The organism is Microbacterium sp. Root166 (assembly GCF_001427145.1).
GTDB lineage: Bacteria > Actinomycetota > Actinomycetes > Actinomycetales > Microbacteriaceae > Microbacterium.
The window spans coordinates 135,258-155,590 of the sequence record NZ_LMGL01000002.1 but is presented as its reverse complement, the minus strand read 5'-3'; the positions used below and the strand labels follow the sequence as shown (position 1 = coordinate 155,590).

Genomic DNA, 20,333 nt, shown 5'->3' with positions numbered 1-20,333 from the left:
TGGCTTAGAGGCTCTCGGCCACGTACTCGGTGAGGTCGACGAGACGGTTGGAGTAGCCCCACTCGTTGTCGTACCAGGCGGAGACCTTGACCAGATTGCCGCTGACGTTGGTCAGCTCCGAGTCGAAGATCGACGAGTGCGGGTTGCCCTGGATGTCGCTGGAGACGATCGGGTCCTCGGTGTACTCGAGGTAGCCGGCGAGGCGGCCGTCGGCTGCGGCGGCCTTGTAGGCGGCGTTGACTTGCTCGACCGTGAGGCCCTCGGTCGGCGTGACGATCGTCAGGTCGACGATGGAGCCGGTGGGGACCGGAACGCGGTAAGAGGAGCCGCTCAGCTTGCCGTTGAGCTCGGGCAGCACGTGCCCGATCGCCTTGGCCGCACCGGTCGAGGCCGGAACGATGTTGATCGCGGCACCGCGGGCGCGGCGGAGGTCGCTGTGCGGGCCGTCCTGGAGGTTCTGGTCGGCGGTGTACGCGTGGGCGGTCATCATGAAGCCGCGCTCGATGCCGAAGGCGTCGTTGAAGACCTTGGCCAGCGGGGCCAGGCAGTTCGTCGTGCAGGACGCGTTCGAGATGATGACGTCGGTCTCGGGGTTGTAGTCGCCCTCGTTGACGCCCATGACGATGGTGACGTCGTCGCCGGTCGCGGGTGCCGAGATGAGGACCTTCTTCGCCCCGCCCGTGACGTGCTTCTTGGCGTCCACGGCGTTCGTGAAGCGGCCGGTGGACTCGATGACGATGTCGACGCCGAGCTCGCCCCAGGGGAGGTTCGCGGGGTCGCGCTCCTCGAAGACGCGGATCTTCTTGCCACCGACGGTGATCGACTCGGCGTCGTACGAGACGTCCTCGGTCAGCACGCCGCCGACGGAGTCGTACTTCAGCAGGTGCGCCAGCGACTTGTTGTCGGTGAGGTCGTTCACCGCCACGATGTCGAGGTCTGCACCCTGCGCGAGAGCCGCGCGGAGGTAGTTACGTCCGATACGGCCGAAGCCGTTGATCCCGATCTTGACAGCCACGGAATTTCCCCTAGATATGTCGTGCGCGAGTGCGCGGTAATTGCATCAGGCAAGGACAACGGCGTCCTGGCGGGCGTACCACCAGGACGCCGCACCTGGTTATGACAGTACCAGCAGGCCCGAAGTCTTCTCGCGGGCCGCATCGAGGCGACGCGCGACGTTCTGCCAGTCCGCGATGTTCCACACTGCCTTGACGTAATCCGCCTTGACGTTGAGGTAATCGAGGTAGAAGGCGTGCTCCCACATGTCGAGCTGGAACACGGGGATCGTGCCCTGAGCGGTGTTGCTCTGCTGGTCGAAGAGCTGCTGGATGATGAGCTGCTCGCCGATGACGTCCCAGCTCAGGACTGCCCATCCCGAGCCCTGGATTCCGGTGGCCGCAGCGGTGAAGTGCGCCTGGAACTTGTCGAAGCCGCCGAAGAACTCGTCGATCGCCGCCTTCAGCTCGCCCTCGGGCTGGCCGCCGCCCTGGGGCGAGAGGTTGGTCCAGAAGATCGAGTGGTTGACGTGACCGCCGAGGTTGAACGCGAGGTCCTTCTCCAGCTTGTTCACGTTCGCGAGGTTGCCGGAATCGCGCGCTTCGGCGAGCTGTTCGAGGGCGGTGTTGGCTCCGGTGACATACGCCTGGTGGTGTTTGCTGTGGTGCAGCTCCATGATCTTGCCGCTGATGTGCGGCTCGAGGGCGGCGTAGTCGTACGGGAGGTCGGGCAACGTGTATTTCGCCATGTTCTCTTCTTCCGTTCGGCGCGCGCCGAGGCTCCCCGGCGCAGCGAGGGGGACGTTTTTCATCCTACTGAGGGGCAACACCACAGGGAGGGGGTTGCTTCCCTCGATGACGCGATCTAAGAGGTTCGCGCAGAGAGGTCGGGGTCGCGGCCCGCGTCAGTCCTCGATGCCGGCGGGAACGGCCGACTCGGTGCCGGGAAGCCCCTCGACCTCGGCCTTCTTGTCGGCCATCGCCAGCAGCCTCCGGATGCGTCCGGCGACGGCATCCTTCGTCAGCGGCGGGTCTGCGTGGTGCCCCAGTTCGTCGAGGCTGGCATCGCGGTGCGCGAGACGCAGCGCACCCGCTTCGCGCAGGTGCTCGGGCACCTCGTCCCCGAGGATCTCGAGTGCGCGTTCGACGCGGGCGCACGCGGCGACTGCAGCCTGGGCCGAGCGCCGCAGGTTCGCGTCGTCGAAGTTGACGAGACGATTGACGCCCGCGCGCACCTCGCGACGCTGGCGCAGCTGGTCCCAGTCGGCCGCAGCCTTCTCGGCGCCCATCGCCGCCAGCGCGGCGCGGATCGCCTCGCCCTCGCGGACGACGACACGCGGGATGCCGCGGACCTCGCGCGCCTTCCCGGGGATGCCGAGACGGTGGGCCGCACCCACGAGAGCCATCGCGGCCTCGGAGGACGGGCACGTGATCTCGAGGGCGGCGGAGCGCCCGGGCTCGCTGAGCGAACCGGCCGCCAGGAACGCGCCGCGCCAGATCGCGGCGAGATCGGCGCGCGAACCCGTCGTGAGCTTGTTGGGCAGGCCCCGCACCGGCCGCCGGCGCTGATCGAGCAGCCCGGTCTGCCGGGCGAGGGTCTCGCCGCCTTCGATGACGCGCACCGCGAAGTGGCTGCCGCCGCGCGCGCCCGAGCCCTGCACGTGCACGAGCTCGGGACGGACGCCGTAGAGCTCCATGAGGTCGCGGGCCGTGCGCCGGGCCAGGACGTCGGAGTCCAGCTCCGCCTCCACCGCGACCCGGTTGGCGATCGAGTGCAGGCCTCCGGAGAACCGCAGGAGAGAGGTGAGCTCGGCCACCCGGGCCGTCGGGCGGGGATCACGCACGGTGATCAGCTCGGCCTTCACGTCAGCGGTCAGCGACACGGGACTCCTTAGCGAGGTACGGGAACGACGGTCCAGCCTACTCGGGGCGGCACGGCTTCGCCGCCTGCGTCACTCGCGCCCGAGATCGCGGTGCTTGATGCGGACGGCGACGCCCGGCACGGTCGCGAGACGCTCGGCGAGCTCACGCGTCATGACGACCGAGCGGTGTTTGCCGCCGGTGCAGCCGACCGCGACGACCGAATGCCTCTTGTTCTCGCGCTGGTAGCCCTCCAGGACCGGGCGCAGCGCGGCCGCATACGCGTCCACGAACTCGGTGGCGCCCTGCTGAGCGAGGACGAAATCCCGGACCTCGCCGCTCTCCCCGGTGAGGGGACGAAGCTCCTCGGTCCAGAACGGATTCGGGAGGAATCGCATGTCGGCGACCATGTCGGCGTCGGGAGGCAGCCCGTACTTGAACCCGAAGCTCAGCAGCGTGAGCGTGTGGCGCGCGGCGTTCTCGGCCGTGAACAGCTCCGTCACCTGCGTGGCGAGCTGGTGGATGTTGTAGGTGGAGGTGTCGATGATCACGTCCGCGCTCTCGCGGACCGCCGCCAGCCGCTCGCGTTCGAGACGGATGCCGTCGAGGATCGTCCCGTCGCCCTGCAGCGGGTGCGGACGGCGGACCGCCTCGAACCGGCGCACCAGCACGTCGTCCGAGGCGTCCAGGAACATGAGCCGGATCTGGCGGCGCTCGCGCAGCGCCCTCATCGCCTCGGGGAGGTCGGAGAAGAGGTCGCGACCGCGCACGTCGACCACGACGGCCACCCGGGGCAGGACGCCGCCCGCGAGCTCGGTGAGGTCGAGCAGCGGCTTGAGCATCTGCGGCGGGAGGTTGTCGACGACGTACCAGTCGAGATCCTCGAGGGCGTTGGCCGCCGTGGAGCGCCCGGCGCCCGACATCCCGGTGACGATGAGCACCTCGCCGGGCTCTCGGCGTGCTGCTTCCGTCATGACCACCCCCGTCGTCGGATCCAGCCTACCCACCGGAGAGGTGCGAATGGATCGCCGCGGCCAGCTTGGGCCCGACACCCGGCAGCTCGGACATCTCTGCGGGCGTCGCCTGCTTGAGCGCGGCGACCGAGCCGAAGTGACGGAGCAGGGCCTTGATGCGTGCGTCGCCGAGGCCGGGGACTTCGGCGAGGACGCTCTGGATGTCGCGGCGACGGCGTTTGCGCTGGTACGTGATCGCGAAACGATGAGCCTCGTCGCGCAGGCGCTGCAGGAGGTAGAGCGCCTCGGAGGTCCGCGGCAGGATGACCGGGTACTCCTCCCCCGGCAGCCACACCTCCTCGAGGCGCTTGGCGATGCCGCACAGCGCGACTTCTTCGTGGCCGGCGTCGCGGAGTGCGCGTGCCGCCGCCTCCACCTGCGGCTTGCCGCCGTCCACCACCAGGAGCTGCGGACGGTACGCGAAGCGCGCCCGGCGACGCTCAGTGACGACCTCTCCGTCGGCAGTGGGCTCGACCGGAGCGGGCTCGGCCTCCTCCGGCCGGTCGAGGTACGCCAGCCGACGCCGCAGCACCTGGTAGATCGAGTCGGTATCGTCCGTGGTCTCGGGCACGCCGAAGGACCGGTACTGGTCCTTGCGCGGCAGCCCGTCCTCGAAGACGACCATCGAGGCGACGACGTTGGTGCCACCGAGGTGCGAGACGTCGAAGCACTCGATGCGCAGGGGCGCCTCGGCGAGATCCAGCGCCTCCTGCAGGTCGGTGAGCGCCTGCGTGCGCGCGAGGTAGTCGCTCGTGCGCCGGGTCTTGTGCAGCATGAGCGCCTGCTGCGCGTTGAGGGTCGCCGTCCGCATCAGGTCGGCCTTGCGTCCGCGCTGGGCGATCTGGATCGTCACGGACTTGCCGCGTCGCTCGCGCAGCCACTCCTCGAGGTCCGCCGCATCGTCGGGCATCGCGGGGACCAGCACCTGCTTCGGGATGTCGGCGCCGACGGCGTTGCCGTATGTGCGCTGCAGCACCTGATCGACGAGATCGCCGCCCGAGATGTCGAGCTCCTTCTCGATCGTGGTCGCGCGGACACCGCGCACGCGCCCGCCGCGGATGACGAAGTGCTGGACGGCCGCGGCGAGCTCGTCCTCGGCGATTCCGAACAGGTCGGCGTCGGTGTCGGGCGCGAGGACGAGGGCGCTCTTGCTCAGCACGGCGTCGATCGCCTGCAGGCGGTCGCGGTACGTCGCCGCCGCCTCGTAGTCCATCGCCGCGGATGCCTCGCGCATGCGCGCGTTGAGCTCCTTCGCGAACCGCTGGTCGCTTCCTGCCATGAACGAGATGAAGTCCTCGACGATCGCGCGGTGCTCCTCGATGGACACCTTCATCGAGCAGGGCCCGCCGCATCGCCCGATCTGACCCGGGAAGCAGGGCCGCCCGGACGCCATCGCCTTCTTGTACGAGGAGTCGCTGCAGGTGCGGATCGGGAACACCTTGATCATCAGATCGATGGTGTCGTGGACCGCCCACACCTTCGGATACGGGCCGAAGTACTTGGCGCCGGGGATCCGGCGGTTGCGGGTCACGATCACCCGCGGGGCCTCGTCGGCGAGCGTGATGGCCATGAACGGATACGACTTGTCGTCCCGGTAGCGCACGTTGAACGGCGGATCGAACTCCTTGATCCACATGTACTCCAGCTGGAGCGAGTCGACGTCGCTGTCGACGACGGTCCACTCCACCGATGCGGCCGTCGTGACCATGCGCCGCGTGCGCTCATGGAGCGTGTGCAGCGGCGCGAAGTAGTTCGACAGGCGTGCGCGCAGGTTCTTGGCCTTGCCGACGTAGAGGACGCGACCGTCGGCATCCCGGAAGCGGTACACACCGGGATTGGTGGGGATCTCCCCCGGCTTGGGCTTGTAGGCGACGGTCGGAGCGCTGCGGGCCATCTCGCTCAGCCGGCCTTGCGGACCGCCTGCGCCCCGCCCAGCACCTCGGCGAGGAACGCGCCCGTGTGGCTGCCCTCGACACGGGCGACCTGCTCCGGAGTGCCGGTCGCAATGATCTGCCCGCCGCCCGAGCCGCCCTCGGGGCCGAGGTCGATGACCCAGTCGGCGCTCTTGATGACGTCGAGGTTGTGCTCGATGACGATGACCGTGTTGCCCTTGTCGACGAGGCCGCCCAGCACCTCAAGGAGGCGGCGGACGTCTTCGAAGTGCAGGCCCGTCGTCGGCTCGTCGAGCACGTAGATCGAGCGTCCGTTGGACCGGCGCTGCAGCTCGGTGGCGAGCTTCACGCGCTGCGCCTCGCCGCCGGAGAGCGTCGTGGCCGACTGCCCCAGGCGCACGTAGCCGAGTCCGACATCCACGAGCGTGCGCAGATACCGGTGGATGGCCTGGATCGGCTCGAAGAACTCGGCCGCCTCGGAGATCGGCATCTCGAGGACCTCGGCGATGTTCTTGCCCTTGTAATGGACCGAGAGGGTGTCGCGGTTGTACCGCTTGCCATGGCACACCTCGCAGTCGACGTACACGTCAGGCAGGAAGTTCATCTCGATCTTGATGGTTCCGTCACCAGAGCACGCCTCGCAGCGGCCGCCCTTGACGTTGAAGCTGAAGCGGCCGGGCTGGTACCCGCGCGCCTTGGCCTCGAGCGTCTCGGAGAACAGGGTGCGGATGCGGTCGAAGACCCCCGTGTAGGTGGCGGGATTCGATCGAGGCGTGCGGCCGATCGGACCCTGATCGACGTGCACGACCTTGTCGAGCTCTTCCGTGCCGAGGACGCGCGTGTGCTTGCCCGCGACGCGGCGGGCGCCGTTGAGCCGCGTGGCGAGCACCTCGTAGAGGATGTCGTTCACGAGCGACGACTTTCCGGATCCACTCACGCCGGTGACGGCGGTGAGCACGCCCAGCGGGAAGTCGACGGTGACGTTCTGGAGGTTGTTCTCGCGCGCACCGACGACGGTGACCTTGCGGCTCTTGTCGATTTTGCGGCGCTTCTTCGGCGTCGGCACCTCGCGCCGGCCGGCGAGGTAGTCGCCGGTGATCGAGTCGGACTCCTTGAGCAGCTGCTCGAGGGGTCCGGAGTGCACGACCGCTCCTCCGTCGACGCCGGCCCGCGGGCCGATGTCGACGATCCAGTCGGCGGCGTGGATCGTCTCCTCGTCGTGCTCGACAACGATGAGCGTGTTGCCCAGGTCGCGGAGCTTGAGCAGCGTGTCGATGAGCCGGCGGTTGTCGCGCTGGTGCAACCCGATCGAGGGCTCGTCGAGCACGTAGAGCACGCCGGTCAGGCCGGAGCCGATCTGCGTGGCCAGGCGGATGCGCTGCGCCTCGCCGCCCGAGAGCGAGCCGGCCGAGCGACTGAGGTTCAGGTACGTCAGGCCGACCTGGATGAGGAAGTCGAGCCGCAGCCGGATCTCGCGCAGCACCTGCGCGCCGATCTTGGCCTCCCGGTCGGTGAGCTGGAGGTCGGCGAAGTACCGCTGAGCGTCCGCGAGGCTCAGGCGCGAGGCATCCGCGATCGAATGGCCGTGCACTTTCACAGCCAGGACCTCCGGCTTGAGGCGGGCACCGTCGCAGACCGGGCACGGCACCTCGCGCAGGTACTCCGACCAGCGCTGGCGCTGCGTGTCGCTCTCGGCCTGGAGGTACTGGCGCTCGATGTAGGGCACCACGCCCTCGAAGCCCGACGAGTACCGCATCTCGCGGCCGTACCGGTTCTTCCACTTGACGGTGACCTTGTAGTCTTCGCCGCGCAGCACCGCTTCGCGGACCTCGGCGCGCAGCATCCGCCAAGGGGTGTCGAGCGAGAAGTCGAGGTCACGCGCGAGCCCTTCGAGAAGGCGCTCGTAGTACTGGAAGAGCCCCTTGCCCTGCGTGGTCCACGGGATCAGCACGCCCTCGCGGATGGAGAGCTCCTCGTCGCCGATCATGAGCTCCACGTCGACCGACATGCGCGTGCCCAGGCCCGAGCACGCCGGGCAGGCGCCGAACGGCGCGTTGAACGAGAAGGTCCGAGGCTCGATCTCGGTCAGCTGCAGCGGGTGGCCGTTGGGGCAGGCGAGCTTCTCGGAGAAGGACTGCCAGGCGTCGTCGCCCTCGCGGTCGATGAAGTTGACCTGGATGACACCGCCGGCCAGGCCCATCGCCGTCTCGACCGAGTCGGTGACGCGGCCGAGGATGTCGGGCGCCGCGACGAGGCGGTCGACCACGACCGCGATGTCGTGCTTGTAGCTCTTCTTCAGCGTCGGCGGCTCGGAGAGCTGGACGAGCTCACCGTCGACGACCGCTCGCGCATAGCCCTTCGCGGAGAGCTCCTTGAAGAGGTCGACGAACTCGCCCTTCTTCTGCGTGACGACGGGAGCGACGATCTGGTAGCGGGTGCGATCGGGCAGCTCGACGAGCTGGTCGGCGATCTGCTGAACGGTCTGGCGCTGAATGATCTCGCCGCACTCCGGGCAGTGGGGCACGCCGATGCGCGCCCACAGCAGGCGCATGTAGTCGTGGATCTCGGTGATCGTGCCCACGGTCGAGCGCGGGTTGCGATTGGTCGACTTCTGGTCGATGGAGACCGCGGGGCTCAGGCCCTCGATGAAATCGACGTCGGGGCGGTCGACCTGCCCGAGGAACTGACGCGCATATGCGCTCAGCGACTCGACGTAGCGCCGCTGGCCTTCGGCGAAGATCGTGTCGAACGCGAGGCTGGACTTGCCCGAGCCCGAGAGTCCCGTGAACACCACGAGCGAGTCGCGCGGGATGTCGAGATCGACGTTCTTCAGATTGTGCACGCGGGCACCGCGGACGCTGAGCTTTCCGCTGGTGTTTCCGGGCATGGCGACAGGGACTATGGGCACCAGACAAGTTTAGGCGGGGCCTCCGACATCGGCGCCGGGGGCCCCGCCTTCCCTGGTTCTTACCAGACGAGCACGGGCACGGTCGCGCTCTCCGACGCCCGGACCGTGTCGCTTCCGGCGTAGGAGGCCGAGAGCTTGTGCACGCCCTTGGACAGCTCGGGCAGCTTCACCTTGACGATGCCGCGATCCTTCTCGCCGAGCGTCACCGTGGTGAGGACCTCGTCGCCGTCGTAGATCGTGACCTCGCCGGTCGGGGTGATGCCGCCTTCGGCCAGCACGAGCACCGTGTACTTGATCGCCGAGTTCTTCTTGGCGATCAGCTTGTTCGGGATGCCGAGCACGACGCTGTCGGCGCGGTCGAACGTCGTCAGCGGCACGGTGATCGACGTGCCGGTCGTCGCTCCCGTCAGCTCGAGCGCCGTGGCGCCCACGGGGCCGTCGGCGGGGAGCACCACAGACACGGACGCGGTGCCGTAGTCGTCGTAGACGACAGCGCCGATCGTGTTGTCCACCGGGAAGGTGCCGAGCACCTCTCCGGCGAGCGACACGGTGATCTCCGCATCCTTCAGGTCGGCCGCCGTCGACATGGCCCACGACCGCACGTCGAACGCCACGGTCGTCCCGAGCTCGTACGTCGCCGGAGCATCCGCCGGGAACGCGACCTCGACGGCGCGCTGCTCGTAGTCGACCGGGAGCGGCGTGGTCGCGGCAAAGGCGGCCATGTAGTCCACCATCGCCGTGAGATCGACCTTGCCGGTGTCGCGGCGGTTCGCACCGTTGGCGAACTCGAAGAAGTTGTCGCCGCCGGTGGAGAGGAACGAGTTCGCCGTGACCGAGTAGATCCGCGCGGGATCGATCGGCTCGCCGTTCAGCCACATGCCGGTGACCGTGCCCTGCGGCGCGGTGTAGACCGCCAGCGACTCGTCGACGTCCGTGGTCGCCGGGTTGTCGATCGGGGTCTCGGTCACGGTCTCCTGCGTGTAGGTGTACTCGAAGCCCTCCGAGACGCCGAGGCGCAGGAACGGACGGGTGGGCAGCTGGTTGAACGCATTGCGCTGCCACTGCTGCTCGAGCACCGTCTTGATCTGAGCACCGGTGAGCTGCATGTTCACCAGGGTGTTCGCGAACGACTGCACGTCGGCGGCCTGCCGGTAGGTCAGGGTGCGGGGGTAGCTGCCGTCACCGGGGTCGGTGCCGCGCATGTCCGCACGGAGTCCGCCCGGGTTCATGAACGCGATCTCGGCGGCGCCGGACTCCGGCGCCTCGGTCGCCCACTGCTGGACCTCGGCGACGAGGTTGCCGAGCGTCGATTCCCCGCCGCGGTTCTCGTTCGGAACGCCCTGCGCGTTGGTCGTGCTCAGCTGCGCCCGGTTGAAGGCTCCCGCCACGAGCCCGAGAGGCTTGGCGCCCTCGACCTTCGCGACGGCGACAGCGTCGGCCACGATCTGCGCGGTGGCGGGGTCGGCGGGGTACTTCGCCACGTTGCCGGCCGCCTCGAGCGCGAGCAGAGTCTGCGCCTTAGCCGAGACCACGCCGGTGTCACCGTCGACGGTGTAGACGAGCTGGTTGAGGTTCGTGCCGTACTGGCCGGCGGAGACCACGGGACGGTCCTGGACCGCACGGCCCTCTGTGGCCCACTGGGCGACCGGGAAGGAGCAGTTGTAGGCCAGGTGCGTGTGGCCCGAGACGATGGCATCGACGTCGGGCGAGACGTTGTTGATGATCGACGCCCACGCGCCGCTGTCGTCCATCGTGTCGCAGTTGGTGGAGGGCGCACCTTCGTGCACGAGCATCACGACGAGGTCGGCGCCGCCGGCGACCAGCGCGGCGGCCTCGGTGTTGACCGACTCGACGATGCCGGTCACCTGGATCTCGGCGATACCGCCCGGGCTCACCAGCGCCGGCAGCTCCTCGGTCACCGCGCCGACGAATCCGACCTGGACGCCGCTCATCTCCTTGATCCACGTGGCGGGGACGGCGTCGTCACCCGTGAGCCGGACCTTGAGGTTGGCTGCGATGTACTCCCACTCCGCGCCACCGTACGGGTTGTCGGTCGGGTGGTAGGGCGCCATCACGCGATTCACGAGGTCGTCGTAGCCCTGGTCGAGCTCGTGGTTGCCCACGGCCGACACTTCGAGTCCGGCCTCGTTGAGGGCGTCGATGGTCGGCTTGTCGTGCTGGATGAACGAATCGAACGTCGAGGCGCCGATGAGGTCGCCCGCGGCCGCGAAGACTGTGTTCGGGTTCGCGGCACGGAGCTGCTTCACGGCGCCCGCGAGCACAGCCGCGCCGGCTTCAGCGCCGGTCGGGTTGTCGACGAGCCGGCCGTGGAAGTCGTTCGTTGCGAGGATCTGCACCTGCGTCGGGGCGGCGTGAGCCGCCGGCACGACGGCGAGTGCGCTCGCGCCGAGGGCGGCGGCGGTGGCGACCGCGACGGCGGTGAGGCGCCGGCGGGTGGACATGTGGTCGGACTGTGACCGAGATCGCATGGGGGTTCCTCTGGATCGGACCGGGTAAGGCGATGCAGCGCGCGTGGAGGGTTCGTCCGCGCGCACGAGAGCGAGCCTAGGAGTTTGCCGGGAGTATGCCAACGGTCATGAGAGGGAGTTCATCGAACGGCAACGTGATCGAGACCGTTTCCCTGGTGGGAGTCCACAAATCAGGCCGGTGGAGCACCCGCGAACCGCGCCAATGCGTCGCGCAGCCGAGCCACCTCGTCCACATCCATGCCGGTGGCGGCCATGACACGGCGGGGCACCTCGAGGGCGGCTTCGCGCAGCGCTCGTCCCTCCGGAGTGAGATCGATGTCGAGGACGCGCTCGTCCGCGGCCCGCCGCGCACGGGTGACCCTTCCCTGCGCCTCCAGTCGCTTGATCATCGGCGAGAGGGTGGCCGGCTCCATCGCGAGCTCGGCGGCCAGTTCGCCGAGTGATCTCGGCGCGGACTCCCAGAGAGCGAGCATCACCAGATACTGCGGGTGCGTGAGCGAGAGAGGCTCGAGGATCGGCCGATAGACCGAGACCACGTTGCGCGCAGCCGTCACGACGGCGAAGCAGAGCTGGTTCTCCAGCTTGAGCAGATCATCCGTGGCCATGCCACACTCCTCGATTGTTTAGTACACTAAACATCATGGCACGAACAGGTCCGGCATCCGACCCTCGCCCTCCCCTGCGCGAGCGCGTCCGCGAGGCCGGGGGCTGGTACGCCTGGCTCAACTCGAGCCTGATCCGCGTCGCCGGTCCGGCGGCGGTCGGACCCTACGAGAGCACCCCTCCGCCGTCCAGCACCGAGCGCGCGGAACGGGCGTGCCCGCTGTGCGGACATCCGATGACGGCCCACACCTTCGATCGCAGCGGTCCCAAGCCGCTCATGCACTGCCCCTGAGGTCACAGGACCGTCGGGTCAGGCGTGCCCGGCCCGCTCCATGGCGCGGAGCTCCTTCTTGAGGTCCTGAACCTCGTCGCGCAGTCTCGCTGCCAGCTCGAACTTCAGCTCGGACGCGGCGGCCAGCATCTGGTTGCTGAGGTCGCCGATCGTCGCCTCGAGCTGCTCCGCGCCTTCGGCTGCGATGCCCTCGCGACGCAGCTGCGGCGTGGGCGATTTGCCCTTGCCGGACTTCAGCCGGTCGGAACCCTTGCGCGCCAGCATCGCCTTCGTGTCGGATGCCTCCCGCGCGAGCGCGTCGGTGATGTCGGCGATCTTCTTCCGCAGCGGCTGCGGGTCGATGCCGTGGAGGGTGTTGTACGCCACCTGCTTCTCGCGGCGGCGATCGGTCTCGTCGATCGCGTTGCGCATCGAGTCGGTGATCTTGTCGGCGTACATGTGCACCTCACCCGACACGTTGCGGGCGGCTCGTCCGATCGTCTGGATCAGCGAGGTGCCGCTGCGGAGAAAGCCCTCCTTGTCGGCGTCGAGGATCGACACCAGTGACACCTCCGGAAGGTCGAGGCCCTCACGCAGCAGGTTGATGCCGACCAGGACGTCGTACACACCGGAGCGCAGTTCGCTGAGCAGCTCGACCCGGCGCAAGGTGTCGACATCGGAGTGCAGGTAGCGCACACGCACGCCGTGCTCGCCGAGGAAGTCGGTGAGCTCCTCCGCCATCTTCTTGGTCAGAGTCGTCACCAGAACGCGCTCGTCGCGCGCGGCACGCAGCCGGATCTCTTCGAGCAGATCGTCGATCTGCCCCTTCGAAGGCTTGACGATGATCTGCGGGTCGATGAGACCCGTCGGGCGGATGATCTGCTCGACGACGCCGTCGGCGATGCCCATCTCGTATCGGCCGGGCGTCGCCGAGAGGTACACCGTCTGCCCGACGCGGTTCTTGAACTCGTCGAAGCGGAGCGGACGGTTGTCCATGGCGCTCGGCAGCCGGAACCCGTGCTCGACGAGAGTGCGCTTGCGCGAGGCATCCCCCTCGTACATCGCCCCGATCTGCGGGACCGTCACGTGCGACTCGTCGATCACCATGAGGAAGTCGTCGGGGAAGAAGTCCAGAAGCGTGTGCGGCGGCTCCCCCGGCATCCGGCCGTCGAGGTGGCGCGAGTAGTTCTCGATGCCGCTGCAGAAGCCGAGCTGCTGCAGCATCTCGAGGTCGAACGTCGTGCGCATGCGCAGGCGCTGCGCCTCGAGGAGCTTGTTCTGCGACTCGAGCTCTTTCAGCCGGTGCTCGAGCTCGTGCTCGATCGTGCCGATCGCGCGCTGGACGGTCTCGGTGCCTGCGACGTAGTGCGATGCGGGGAAGATCGGGACGGCGTCCATGCGCTGGATGACGTCGCCGGTCAGCGGGTGCAGCATGTACAGCGCTTCGATCTCGTCGCCGAACAGCTCGATGCGGATGGCGTACTCCTCGTACACCGGGATGATCTCGATGGTGTCGCCGCGCACGCGGAAGTTGCCGCGCGAGAAGTCGACGTCGTTGCGGTTGTACTGCATGGCGATGAACTTGCGGATGAGCGCGTCGCGGTCGTAGCGCTCGCCCACCTGGAGGGCGACCATCGCCTGCAGGTACTCCTCGGGAGCACCGAGTCCGTAGATGCACGAGACCGTGCTCACCACGATCACGTCGCGGCGACTGAGCAGGGAGTTCGTCGTGGAGTGGCGCAGACGCTCGACCTCGGCGTTGACCGAGGAGTCCTTCTCGATGAAGGTGTCGGTCTGGGGGACGTACGCCTCGGGCTGGTAGTAGTCGTAGTAGCTGACGAAGTACTCGACGGCGTTGTTGGGCATGAGCTCGCGGAACTCGTTGGCGAGCTGCGCGGCGAGCGTCTTGTTGTGGGCGAGCACGAGAGTCGGCCGCTGAACGGCCTCGACGAGCCAGGCGGTCGTCGCCGACTTGCCCGTGCCGGTGGCGCCGAGGAGGACCACATCGGTCTCGCCGGCGTTGATGCGGGCCGCGAGGTCGGCGATCGCGGTGGGCTGATCCCCGGACGGCTCGTACTCGCTGATGACCTCGAAGGGCCGGACGGATCGCGTGGGCTGCACCCATCCAGCGTAGGCGCGGCCACCGACACCAGGGGTGGGGTTCGCCGCCGGCGGACCTCGCCGCCGTGCCGCGACGAGCCCCGGACCGCGAACCGGGCTCAGCCGAAGCCGCCTCCGCCGCCGTCGCCGCCGAAGCCGCCTCCGTCGAAGCCGCCGCCGAAACCGCCTCCGCCGTAGTCCCCTCCTCCGCCGTAGCCGCCGGCGTCGAACGCGCCCGTGGACGCCTGGCCGTACGACTCGCCCACCCACAGGGGTTCGGCGCCGAGCGCGAGGGATCCGCCGCCGGCCGAGAAGTACGTCGTCACGGCCGCCGCCAGCAGGAAGTTCTGCGCGACGACCACGGAGACGCCGCTGCTCAGCAGCAGTGCCCGGGAGTCCACGCCGTCTCTCGGATCGAGGCCCTCCTGGGTCGCCGTCGCGGTCTGCGTGGCCGCAGCCTGCGATGAGGCGCGTTCGGCACGCCGCTCCTCCGCGCGCCGGACGAGCTTGGCGAGGACGGTCGGATCATCGGATGCCGCGTTCCGCTCCGCGTCGGACATGAACGGCCGCAGCTGCTCGAACATCTCCCGGCGGCGCTGCACCGGCACGTCCTTGAACGCGCTCGCATGGGCGTGCTCGATGACCGACGCCGGCAGCGTGTTGAGCAGATAGACGTAGCGCGAGATGCGCTCCTCTTCGGTGAGCGCCTCGAACTTACGCTTCCGCCTGAACCTCGACCACATGCCCATGTGCGACCTCCGCCTAGGCGGCCAGGGTACCCGCGCGACGGCTCGCTCTACTACCCCTCCGGCCCGGCGAGCGCGGGAAGAGAGCTCCAGAGGGCATCGACCTGGCGGTACGTCTCGTCCAGCGTGCCCGTCGTGTCGATCACGACGTCGGCGACGCCCATCCGCGCCTCGTCGGATACCTGCGACGCGATGCGGGCCGCGGCGTCGGCGTCGGTCATCCCACGCAGTTCCACCAGCCGTCGGCGGCGCAGCTCGGCAGGAGCGTGCGCGACGATGACGAGGTCCCACGGGTCGTCGACGCGCGCCTCGACCAGCAGGGGCACGTCATAGACGACGACGGCACCGGGGTCGACGGCGAAGGCCTGCGCGAAACGACGCGCGGACTCGGCGCGCACGGCCGGATGGACGATCGCGTTGAGCCTGCGTACGGCCTCGGGGTCGCCGAAGACCCGCTGCCCGAGGGCGGCCCGGTCCAGCGAACCGTCGGGGTGCAGCATCCGCTCGCCGAACTCCCCCGCGATCGCGGCCAGTACCGGCGAGCCCGGCTGCTGGACCTCGCGGACCAGCTGATCCGCGTCGACGATGACCGCTCCGTGCTCGGCGAGGCGCCCGGCGATCGTGGACTTCCCGGAGGCGATTCCGCCGGTGAGCGCGACGATTGGCATGCCTCGAGGATGCCATGACTGCGCGTGCCGACGATGCTTGGGCGCTCCTGAGGTCTGCCTGAGGGTGACCTGAGGACGCGCGGGTAGCGTCGTGGGCAACCCGAAAAGAAGGTGGAACCTGCTCGAGGGACTTCTGGGGGAAGGATCGACCGTGGACCGACGTGACGTCGTATCGTCGGTGCTCGACTCGCCTTCCCGCTCGTCCCCCCTCGTCGCAAGGCGGGGCGGATTCCGCTGTCGGTACGGCGGAGTGGCGGTCGTGGGGGCGACCGCCACTCCATGCCGTACACCGGAGGCACGCGTTCGCCGGCTCGGGGGGCCAGCCGGCGGATGCGCAGTCTCTTGTTCCGGCAGGGTGTGCGGCCGGAGTCCTCGTGGCTCCGGCCGCCGCCTCGCCGGTCACCTGCGCGAGATCCGGTTCTGCCGTCGCGCAAGAGTGCGGACCTGCTGATGTCCGAGCGTGGCCGACTCTTCCAGGCGGCCTTCTGGGATATCATGACCGACGTTCAGGAGTCGGCTGTCCCCATGCCCTCTCCGGAAGGTGCATCGGTGGATGAAGCGCGCGTAGCAGTCGTTATCGAGGACGAAGAAGACATCCGCTCCCTGCTCTCGGCGGTCCTGTCGCAAGCCGGGTTCGACGTGCACGGCGCGTCCAACGGCCAGGACGGCATCGAACTCGTCCGGGAGCACCAGCCCCTGGTCACGACGCTCGACGTCAACATGCCGGGAATGGACGGCTTCGAGACGGCGAAGCGCATCCGCTCCGTCAGCACCACGTACATCGTCATGCTCAGTGCGCGCACCGAGGAGATCGATGCGCTGCAGGGCCTCGAGGCCGGCGCGGACGACTACGTCGCGAAGCCCTTCCGGCCGCGCGAGCTGCGCGCCCGCATCGATGCGATGCTCCGCCGCCCCCGGCACCACGTCACTGCCGTGGCGCCGGCTGCCGAGGCATCCGAGCCGTCCGAGGCGTGGCTCGAGCACCAGGGTCTTCGCCTGAACCCCGAGATGCGCATCGTCACCGTCGACGGCGAAGACCTCGACCTGACGCGCAGCGAGTTCGACATCCTCGCCGACCTGCTCGCCGCGGGCCGCCGCGTGCGCGGCAAGTCCGACCTCGCGCTCATGTTGCGGGGCGAGCAGTTCACCGGCGTCGAGTTCGTCAGCGACAGCGACGCGCGCGCGATCGAGGTGCACGTGGCGAATCTGCGCCGCAAGCTCGGCGAGTCACCGGCCAGCCCGCGGTGGATAGAGACGGTCCGCGGAGTCGGATACCGCCTGACCGCGGCCTGACAGCGGCTGCGCCGGGGCGGATGCCGCTACTCGGGGTCTCCGACGAGAACCGAGCTCTCGACGCTGGCGGCGGCCCGCGCGGCGGCTTCGCGAGCCACGCGCTGCAGCTCCGCAGGGTCATAGCCGGTCGTGTCGCTGAGCGCGACCCCGACGCCGACCACGGGGATCACTCCCCCGCCCACCTTGCCGAGCTCGTCGAACAGCCCGCGGTAGACGGTGCCGGCCTGGCGGCGGGCGTCCGCGGGCGAGTCCATCGCCAGACCGATGAGGAGTCCGGCCGTGTCGTCCTCGGCGACCAGGGCGTTGGACGGCGCGTGGCGGCGCACGCCCATACGCCAGGCGTCGGTGATCGCGCGGGCGACCTCGCTGCCGAACGCCGTGGAGATCTGGTCGAGATCGTCGATCCGCACCGCGATCACGCCGACGATCTCCGAGCGCCAGGACGCACGCTTGACCAGATCGCCCAGGGACCGCTGGAACGCGTCGTGCGAGAGGATGCCGTCCTCGGCCAGGAGATCGGACCCCGGCAGTCTGCCCCGCATCGGGGCGCGCGACGCCCTCAGCACTGACGTCACGACGACCGCCACGATCGTGAGGACCACGGTGAGGAAGCTTGTCGGGATGGTCCCGAAGGTGCTCTCGAACAGGGCGCTGTCCGGACCGGAGGAGAGGAACGCGGAGGTGCGGGAGACGTAGTACAGCGACTGGAAGCCCAGTACGGCAGCCAGCACCCAGGCGGTCCGCGACTCTCGCAGCGCTCCGCGCACGCACTCGACCGCGCCTGCTGCGGCGAAGACCATCAGCGCCACGAACATCCAGAGCGCGCCGGCCCAGTCGCCGCCCGTCGGGCCGGCCGCGACGACAGCGGCGCCGGCGGCCAGCACGCCGGCGGCGACGACCGCCGACGCCCATTTCACGCTTCGGCCGTTGAACCGCCGGCATCCCAGCCACATGCACCCGGTGGTCGCGGCGAACGTGGCGTTGCCGACGGCCACCGCCCACCACGCGCCGGGAGACTGCGACCACACCATGTAGGCCAGCGTGGTGAGCATGCCCGCCAGGAAGCCCATGGCCCAGATGCGCCCGGCGCCTTCGTCGCGACGGAGCAGCGTCTCGACGATGAACAGCACGCCGCTGACGTTGACCACCAGCGCCGTCATGATGAGCACACTCGTCAGTTGCAGATTCACGGTGCTTCCTCTCTCGCCGCCGTGGCCGGCAGTTTGACGATGAACGTCGAGCCGACGCCCGGTGAGCTGTGCAGGCCGATCTCACCGCCGTGCGCGCGCACGATGTCGCGCGTGATTGCCAGGCCCAGTCCGGTACCGGTCCGCCGGTCGGCGCCCGCCTTGTAGAAGCGCTGGAAGAGACGCGCCCGATCGGCCTCGCTGATGCCGATGCCGGTGTCGCGCACCAGGATCCAGGTGGAGATCCCGTCGGTCGTGGTGCCGAGGAAGATCGTGCCGCCGTCCCGGTTGTAGCTGATGGCGTTGGAGATCAGATTGTCGACCACCTGACGCAGGCGCATCGGATCGGCCCACGCGGAGGCGGCCTCGAGACCGGAGGTGTCGATCGTGATGGCGCGCGTGGACGCACGCGGGAGCAGCGCGTCGCCGGCGGCGCGGACCACCTCGGTGACATCGACGTCCTGCGGCGTCATGCTCGCCTCGATCGATGACGACGACGAGCTCGACGCCGCGAGGATGTCGGCGACGATGCGCAGCAGCCGCTCGGCGTTGCGCTCTGCGATGTCGAGGTTCGCGCGCACGTGGTCGGGGATGCCCGGATCCTCGATCGCGAGGTCGAGATAGCCCAGAATCGAGGTCAGGGGTGTGCGCAGCTCGTGCGAGACCGACGCGACGAGCTCGTCGCGCGCCTTGAGTGCGTTGAGCTCCGTGGTGATGTCGCGCGAGATCACGACCGCGCCGCCGTCTCCCCCGTCGGGATCCAGCAGCCTGCGCGCGCTGACGCTCAGCGCCTGACGCGCGCCGGGATCGGCGCCGAACCAGACGACCTGGCCGTCGAACGCCTCGCCGCGGAGCGCGCGCTCGAGCGGCAGCTCGTCAGCCGGCAGCGGCGTCACCCCGTCATCGCGGAAGGCCGACACCTCGTCGCCGCCCTCACTCCCGGTGGCCTGCTGCAGGCGAGCGTGGGCTTCGTTCGTGACCGCCACGCGCCCGTCGGCGTCGATGCGGGTGATGCCGAAGTCGACGGCGTCGAGGACCTCGGTGACGACCTGCTCCTGCCGGCGCGTACGCTCGAGGACCCTCCGCAGCAGCTGAGCCTGCTTGGCCAAGAGGGTCCGCTGGGCATCCGAGCGCCGCGCGTTGAGGTGGCTGGTCGCGGCCACCGCGACGAGCACCAGCGGCAGCAGGAGGGTCGTGTAGGTGACCTGCTCGGCGCTGAGGACGGTGAGGACGCTGGTGATGCCGGCGATCGCGACGATCACCGCGAACAGCCCCAGCAGGCCGAAGCCACCCGCGAGCCAGGTCGTGGGGAAGATCCAGAGCAGCCCCATCGCGGTGCGCGGAGCGGCCACCTGCATCAGGGTGATCGCGACGATGTCGATCGCCGGAACGACGGCCACCCAGCCGTAAGCGAGGTGGTTCCACGGGATCACGAACGTCGCGCCGGTGAGCAGCACGATGATCACCACGCCGGTGAAGAACAGCGCCTCGTCACCGGTGAACCGGCCCGTCGTCACGAGCACGCCCAGCACGAAGGCGACCGACGCGAGGAGCAGCTGGTTCAGCGTCGCCGTGCGCTCGCGGGTGCTGTCGGCGAAGTCGCCGCGCAGCCATGCCGAACGCACGCGTGCACTGTGCGGAGCGACCTCGCGTCCCTTCGCGCCGTGCAAGCCCTCGTCGTCCATAACCGCGACGCTAACGGATGCCGCGGCCCGCGCGTGGGGGGCGCGCTCCGGTTCGCCGGGACCGCCGTGATCAGAGGCTGCGGGCGACGGCCTCGCTGACCCAGCGGGCGTGCTGGAGCCACGGGTCGTCGACTCCCGCCGCCAGGTCCGCGACGTGAGCCTCCAGCGCCGACGAGCGCCGGAACCACTCCGTTCGCGCGAAGCGATCCGTCGCGAACTGCTCGTGGCGACGGCGCTCGATGGTGCGGTCGCCGCGCTCGAAGGCGAGCAGCTCGTCGTGCCAGAGCGCGGCCAGGCGCTGACGCGGGTTGGCCGACGTGCCGATCTTGATGCGGTCGTCGTACCCGAGGTAGTAGACGACGTCGACGCGGGGCGGCGCCAGGTCCGTGTCGACCACCTCGCCGTACCGCCACTCGCACACCGCGCACAGCCACCCCGAGGGGTAGCGCACTCCCAGCCGCGACCCGCACAGCCGGCATGGCGACGGCAGCGCGTCGGTCACGCCGTGATGACGGCTCTCCCACTCGGATGCCGCGGCCAGGTGCCACTCGCAGAGCGCGACCGGTGCATCGTCGGGCACAGGGCCGCGGCATCCGCTCGAGACAAGGCAGCTGCGGGACACCCCG

Annotated in this window: 16 protein-coding genes; 2 read left to right on the top strand and 14 right to left on the bottom strand. The window is 69.2% G+C overall.

Annotated elements, in window-relative coordinates; all coding sequences use genetic code 11:
* Positions 1–4: 4 nt before the first annotated feature.
* From gap to ASD56_RS08475, 8 genes are all read right to left on the bottom strand, one after another.
* Positions 5–1,015: a type I glyceraldehyde-3-phosphate dehydrogenase gene (gene gap / locus ASD56_RS08510; protein ID WP_055964247.1), complete on the bottom strand. Its 1,011-nt coding sequence runs from the start codon at positions 1,013–1,015 to the stop codon at positions 5–7.
* Between the two features lie 99 nt (positions 1,016–1,114).
* Positions 1,115–1,741, bottom strand: a complete 627-nt coding sequence (locus ASD56_RS08505; RefSeq protein WP_055964243.1) for a superoxide dismutase — start codon at positions 1,739–1,741, stop codon at positions 1,115–1,117.
* 156 nt (positions 1,742–1,897) lie between these two features.
* Positions 1,898–2,875, bottom strand: a complete 978-nt coding sequence (gene whiA / locus ASD56_RS08500) for a DNA-binding protein WhiA (RefSeq protein WP_055964240.1) — start codon at positions 2,873–2,875, stop codon at positions 1,898–1,900.
* Between the two features lie 69 nt (positions 2,876–2,944).
* Entirely contained in the window at positions 2,945–3,826 is an 882-nt protein-coding gene (rapZ, locus tag ASD56_RS08495) for an RNase adapter RapZ (protein WP_055965813.1), read from the bottom strand.
* Positions 3,827–3,851: 25 nt separating this feature from the next.
* Entirely contained in the window at positions 3,852–5,759 is a 1,908-nt protein-coding gene (gene uvrC, locus ASD56_RS08490) for an excinuclease ABC subunit UvrC (protein ID WP_055964236.1), read from the bottom strand.
* 5 nt (positions 5,760–5,764) lie between these two features.
* Entirely contained in the window at positions 5,765–8,665 is a 2,901-nt protein-coding gene (gene uvrA, locus ASD56_RS08485) for an excinuclease ABC subunit UvrA (protein WP_055964233.1), read from the bottom strand.
* A gap of 59 nt (positions 8,666–8,724) precedes the next feature.
* Positions 8,725–11,154 carry a 5'-nucleotidase C-terminal domain-containing protein gene (locus ASD56_RS08480; protein ID WP_055964230.1) on the bottom strand — a complete coding sequence of 810 codons (2,430 nt, stop codon included), beginning with the start codon at positions 11,152–11,154 and terminating at the stop codon, positions 8,725–8,727.
* A 170-nt stretch (positions 11,155–11,324) separates the two neighbouring features.
* A complete protein-coding gene (locus ASD56_RS08475; protein WP_055964227.1) occupies positions 11,325–11,759 on the bottom strand; it encodes a MarR family winged helix-turn-helix transcriptional regulator in 435 nt (144 codons plus the stop codon).
* 35 nt (positions 11,760–11,794) lie between these two features.
* On the opposite strand from ASD56_RS08475, the gene ASD56_RS08470 reads away from it, so the two are divergent.
* On the top strand, positions 11,795–12,049 hold the full coding sequence (locus ASD56_RS08470; RefSeq protein WP_055964223.1) for a hypothetical protein: 255 nt from the start codon (positions 11,795–11,797) through the stop codon (positions 12,047–12,049).
* An 18-nt stretch (positions 12,050–12,067) separates the two neighbouring features.
* Here ASD56_RS08470 and uvrB read toward each other — a convergent pair whose 3' ends face one another.
* The 3 genes from uvrB to coaE all read right to left on the bottom strand — a co-directional run bounded on the left by uvrB (position 12,068) and on the right by coaE (position 15,542).
* On the bottom strand, positions 12,068–14,149 hold the full coding sequence (gene uvrB, locus ASD56_RS08465; protein WP_055964220.1) for an excinuclease ABC subunit UvrB: 2,082 nt from the start codon (positions 14,147–14,149) through the stop codon (positions 12,068–12,070).
* 98 nt (positions 14,150–14,247) lie between these two features.
* The gene (locus tag ASD56_RS08460) at positions 14,248–14,877 is read right to left on the bottom strand and encodes a hypothetical protein (RefSeq protein ID WP_055964216.1); all 630 of its coding nucleotides are present in this window, start codon (positions 14,875–14,877) and stop codon (positions 14,248–14,250) included.
* Between the two features lie 50 nt (positions 14,878–14,927).
* Positions 14,928–15,542 (bottom strand): dephospho-CoA kinase, encoded by a 615-nt coding sequence (gene coaE, locus ASD56_RS08455; protein ID WP_055964212.1) that lies wholly within the window; start codon positions 15,540–15,542, stop codon positions 14,928–14,930.
* A gap of 549 nt (positions 15,543–16,091) precedes the next feature.
* On the opposite strand from coaE, the gene ASD56_RS08450 reads away from it, so the two are divergent.
* Positions 16,092–16,835, top strand: a complete 744-nt coding sequence (locus tag ASD56_RS08450; RefSeq protein WP_055965811.1) for a response regulator transcription factor — start codon at positions 16,092–16,094, stop codon at positions 16,833–16,835.
* Positions 16,836–16,861: 26 nt separating this feature from the next.
* Here the strand turns inward: ASD56_RS08450 and ASD56_RS08445 are convergent, their stop codons facing one another.
* The 3 genes from ASD56_RS08445 to ASD56_RS08435 form a co-directional block, all read right to left on the bottom strand.
* Positions 16,862–18,025: a hypothetical protein gene (locus ASD56_RS08445; protein WP_055964209.1), complete on the bottom strand. Its 1,164-nt coding sequence runs from the start codon at positions 18,023–18,025 to the stop codon at positions 16,862–16,864.
* Positions 18,022–19,707: a sensor histidine kinase gene (locus tag ASD56_RS08440; protein ID WP_082541388.1), complete on the bottom strand. Its 1,686-nt coding sequence runs from the start codon at positions 19,705–19,707 to the stop codon at positions 18,022–18,024. Before ASD56_RS08440 ends, ASD56_RS08445 begins: the two co-directional genes overlap by 4 nt.
* 70 nt (positions 19,708–19,777) lie before the next feature.
* Positions 19,778–20,287: a GIY-YIG nuclease family protein gene (locus tag ASD56_RS08435; RefSeq protein ID WP_235565618.1), complete on the bottom strand. Its 510-nt coding sequence runs from the start codon at positions 20,285–20,287 to the stop codon at positions 19,778–19,780.
* Positions 20,288–20,333: the final 46 nt, after the last annotated feature.